The organism is Nocardiopsis sediminis (assembly GCF_042650565.1).
GTDB lineage: Bacteria > Actinomycetota > Actinomycetes > Streptosporangiales > Streptosporangiaceae > Nocardiopsis_B > Nocardiopsis_B sediminis.
This window is the reverse complement of record NZ_JBHSBH010000015.1, coordinates 313,090-317,961: the sequence shown is the minus strand read 5'-3', so window position 1 is coordinate 317,961 and position 4,872 is coordinate 313,090. Positions and strand designations below refer to the sequence as shown.

Sequence of the window (4,872 nt, the reverse complement as noted above, 5' to 3'; positions counted from 1 at the left end):
CCGCTGCAAGGCCTTCGCCGCCGCGGCCGACGGCACCGCCTGGGCGGAAGGGGCGGGGGTGCTGGTGCTGGAGCGGCTGGCGGACGCCCGGCGCAACGGGCGCCGGATCCTGGCGGTGATCCGGGGCACGGCCGTCAACCAGGACGGGGCCAGCAGCGGGATGACCGCGCCGAGCGGGCCGGCTCAGGAGCGGGTCATCCGCCGGGCGCTGGCCGACGCCCGCTTGGAGCCGGGCGACGTCGACGCCGTCGAAGCGCACGGGACGGGCACCACCCTCGGCGACCCGATCGAAGCGCGGGCCGTGCTCGCCACCTACGGCCAGGGCCGCCCGCAGGGGCGGCCGGTGCGGCTGGGCTCGCTGAAGTCCAACATCGGCCATGCGGGGACGGCGGCCGGGGTGGCCGGGGTCATCAAGTCGGTGCTGGCCCTGCGCAACGGCGTCCTGCCCGCGACCCTGCACGTGGACCGGCCCTCACCGCACGTCGACTGGTCGGCGGGGGCGGTCGGCCTGCTCACCGAACCCCTGCCCTGGCCCGACACCGGCCGCCCCCGCCGCGTCGCGGTCTCGTCGTTCGGCGTCAGCGGCACCAACGCCCACGCCATCCTGGAACAGGCCCCGGCCCCGGACCCGGCGTCGGCGGCCGTTCCGATCAGCGCCGACCCCGTCCCCGACCGGGCGGCCCAGCCGGGGTCCGTCGACGCCGCGCGGACATCCCGCCGAGCGGAACCGGCGCGTGAAGGCATTGGTGCGGAGAAAGCGCGCGCGGCCTCTGCGGCCGCGGCGCCGTCGCCGGAACCTGCGGACCCCGGGACGGCTTCCGGGCAGGCGGACTCCGCCCCTGAAGAAGGCGGTGCGGACGGTGCCGCCCGTCCCGCTGCCGGGCGGCCCGGGCACGCGGCCGCCACAGGGAACCCGCGGACGCGGGAGGTTCCGGAGCCGCACGGCCCGGCCGCCTCCGAGGCGCTCGGCGGACCCGCAGGGGAGCCCGCGGTGCCGCACCGCGCCCGGCCCGATGAATCCGGGCCGGCCGCCACCGGCCCGGAACCGGCCGCCCCCGTCCTGCCCCTGGGCCCGCTGCCCATCGCCCAGCCGTGGCTGCTCTCCGGACGGAGTGAGCAGGCGCTCCGGGAGCAGGCGCGCCGCCTGGCCGACCACGTGGCGGCCGGGGACCCGCCCGCCGGGATCGCCGCGGCGCTGGCCACGACCCGCACCCACTTCGCCCACCGCGCCGCGGTGCTCCCGGGCGCGGACGGCCCTCTCACCGGGCTCCGTGCCCAGGCGGGCGGGGCCGGAGACACCCGCGTGGTGGTGGGGAACGTCCTAGAAGGGGGCACCGTGTTCGTGTTCCCGGGTCAGGGGGCGCAGTGGGCCGGGATGGCGTCCGGGCTGCTGGAGGCGTCGCCCGTCTTCCGCGAGCGGATCGAGGAGTGCGCCGAGGCGCTGGCGCCGCATACGGACTGGTCGCTGCCGGAAGTCCTGCGGGCCGGGCCGGGCGCGCCGGGGCTGGACCGGGTGGACGTGGTGCAGCCGGCGCTGTTCGCGGTGATGGTGGGGCTGGCGGAGGTGTGGCGGGCGTGCGGTGTGCGTCCGGCCGCGGTGGTGGGCCATTCGCAGGGAGAGATCGCGGCGGCGTGCTTCGCGGGGGCGCTGTCCCTGGAGGACGCCGCCCGCTTGGTGGCGGTGCGTAGCCGGCTGATCGCCGAACTGGCCGGCACGGGCGCCATGACCTCGGTCGCCCTTCCCGAAGAGGAGGCCGCCCGCATGCTGGAGCGGTGGGGCGGCCGGGCGGGGATCGCGGCCGTCAACGGGCCGTCCTCCGTCGTCCTCTCGGGCGATTCCGCCGCGCTCGCCGAGGTGGAGGAGGCGTGCGCCGCCCGCGGCGTGCTCGCCCGCCGGGTGCCCGTCTCCTTCGCCTCCCACTCACCGCACGTCGACGCGCTGCGCGCCCCGATGCTGGAGGAGCTGTCCGGGCTGCGCCCCCGGAGAGGGGAGATCGCCTTCCACTCCTCGGTATCGGGCGAGCGCGAGGACGGTACCGCCCTGGACGCCGGGTACTGGTTCGCCAACCTGCGGCGGCCCGTTCTTTTCGCCGCGGCGGTCCGCGCCCTGCACGACCGCGGGTACACGGCGTTCATCGAGGTCGGGGCGCACCCGGTCGCCGAATCGGGGATGCGGCAGACCCTCGCGGAGCAGGACGGGCCGGCGGCGGTCCTGACGACCCTGCGCCGGGGAGAGGGCGGCCCGGACCGGTTCCTGTCCGCCCTCGCCGAGGCGCACGTCGCCGGGGTGGAGGTCGACTGGGCGGCCGTCCACGGCGGCCCCGCCGTCGGCGTCGACCTGCCCACCTACGCCTTCGAGCACCGGAACTACTGGCTCGACGCATCGCCGGCGGGGGCCGCCGCCCCGCGGGCCGGGGTCGGCGGGGCCGACCATCCGTTCCTCGGCGCCGCGGTGCCCGTGGCCGACACCGGGGGGTTCCTCTTCACGGGGCTGGTGTCCCTGCGCGCCCACCCCTGGCTGGCCGACCACGCGGTGCTGGGCTCCCGGCTGCTGCCGGGGACGGCGTTCGTGGAGCTGGCCCTGCTCGCGGGGGAGCGCACCGCCTGCCCGCACATCGCGGAACTCACCCTGCACGCCCCGTTGGAGCCGCCCGAACGGGGCGGGGCGCAGCTCCAGGTCGCCGTGGGACCCCCGGGCGACACGGGGGAGCGGACGCTGCACATCCACTCCCGCCCCCATCGGGCCTCCGACGACGCGGGGACCGACGACGTGCCGTGGACGCACCACGCCACCGGCGTGCTCGCCCCCGCGGCCGCCCTGCCCGAACCCGAGCCGGAGCCCGAGCCGGACGCTGCCGAGGGGCCCTTGGCCGAAGCCGTGGACATCCCCGTCGACGACCTCTATCCGCGGCTGGCCGAACGCGGGTACCACTACGGCGCGGCCTTCCGCGGCCTGCGCGCCGCCCGGCGCGTCGGCGCCGCGGTCGTCGCCGACATCGCCCTGCCCGACACCCCCGCCCACCCGGCCGGGGCCCCGGCCTTCGCCCTGCACCCCGCGCTCCTGGACGCCGCCCAGCACGCCATGGCCCTCCTGGACGCCGACGGCGACCGGGACGCGGCGCTCGCGGAGCCGCGGCACGCGGCCGCCACACCGGGGGCGGCGGAGACCACCGGGGTCGAGGTGCCCTTCTCGTGGAGCGGGGTGACGCTGCACGCCACCGGGGCCACGCGGCTGCGGGTGCGTGTGACGCGGCTGGAGGGCGGCGGGGTGTCCCTGAGCGCCGCCGACCCCGCGGGGATGCCCGTGGTGACGGTCGAATCCCTGGTGCTACGGCCCGCGGGGGGCGCGCTCCGGTCCGCGCGGCCGCGCGATGACCTCTTCGCCGTGGAGTGGCCCCCGCTGCGGCGGCAGCCGTCGACGGCGGGCAAGCCGCCCGTGTGGGCGGTCCTCGGCGACGTGCCCCCCGATATGGCGTCGGCGCTGGCCGCGCACGGTGCCATCCCCTACCCCGACACCGCGGCCCTGAGCGCGGCGATCGCGTCCGGGGCGTTCGCGCCCGACGCCGTCATCGCCCCGTTCCTGCCGGGCGCCGTCGGCACAGCAGGCGCCGTCGGCCCGACGGGCGCCCCGGGCGCCCCGGGGCCGGCGGGATCCGATGCCGCCGCGCCACCGCCGGACGCAGGCTTCGGCACCCTCGCCGACGACGCGCACGAGGCGTCCCGGCGGACGCTCACCCTCCTGCAAGCGTGGCTGGCCGACGAGGCTCCCGTCCCGCTCGTGGTCCTCACCAGCGGGGCCGTGGCCGCCGTCCCCGGTGAGGGGGTCCGCGACCTGATCCACGCCCCCGTCTGGGGCCTGGCGCGTTCGGCGCAGGCCGAATACCCCGACCGGATCGTCCTGCTCGACGCCGACGACCCGCTGGACGCCCTGCCGCTCATCGACACCGCCCTGGCCACCGGCGAGCCCCAGATCGCCATCCGAACGGGCCGCCTCCACACCCCGCGACTCGCCCGCGCCCTTCCGCCCACGGCGACGTCGGCCGGCGAGGATGCCGAGCGGAGGCCCTCGGCCGCCGGCCCCGGGGGCTTCGGGGGCGGGACCGTGGTGGTCACCGGGGCGTTCGGGATGGTGGGGGGTGTGGTCGTGCGGCACCTTGTCGAGGGGTGCGGGGTGCGGCGGCTGTTGTTGCTCGGGCGGCTGGGGACGGCTTCGGCCGGGGCCGCGGGGCTCGTTGACGAGGTGACCGCCCTGGGGGCCCGGGTGGATGTCGCCGCGTGTGACGCCGCCGACCGCGGCGCGCTGTGGCGTGTGCTCGACGGGGTCCCCGCCGACCGCCCCATCACCGCCGTTGTGCACGCCGCCGGGGTCGTCGACGATGGCGTGCTGGCCTCGCTCACCCCCGAGCGCCTGGACCGCGTCCTGCGGCCCAAGGTCGACGCAGCCCTCCACCTGCACGAGTACACCCAGGACCGCGATCTCGCGGCGTTCGTCCTGTTCTCCTCGGCCGCCGGGGTGTTCGGCACCCCCGGCCAGGCGAACTACGCCGCCGCCAACGCCTTCCTCGACGCGCTCGCCCACCACCGCCGCGCCCGCGGCCTGCCCGCGACGTGCGTCGCGTGGGGGCTCTGGGAGCAGCGCAGCGGGCTGACCGCCGGCCTGGACGACACCGACCTCGCCCGGTTCTCCCGCATGGGGATCGCCGCCCCCATCGGCACCGGCCAGGGCCGGGAGCTGTTCGACACCGCCGTCGCGGGCCGCGACCCCCACGTGCTCGCCGTCCCGCTGGACCTCGCCGGGGTGCGCGCCCGCTCGGCCCGCACCGGCGGGGTGCCCCCGCTCTTCCGCGGGCTGGTGCGCGCGACGCGCCGCCG

The 4,872-nt window shown here is 78.2% G+C and carries 1 protein-coding gene; it reads left to right on the top strand.

Annotated features, from left to right (window positions below):
- Window positions 1-4,872 (top strand): type I polyketide synthase (locus tag ACFOVU_RS23970; protein WP_378538194.1); only part of this gene is annotated, 4,872 nt, incomplete at both ends.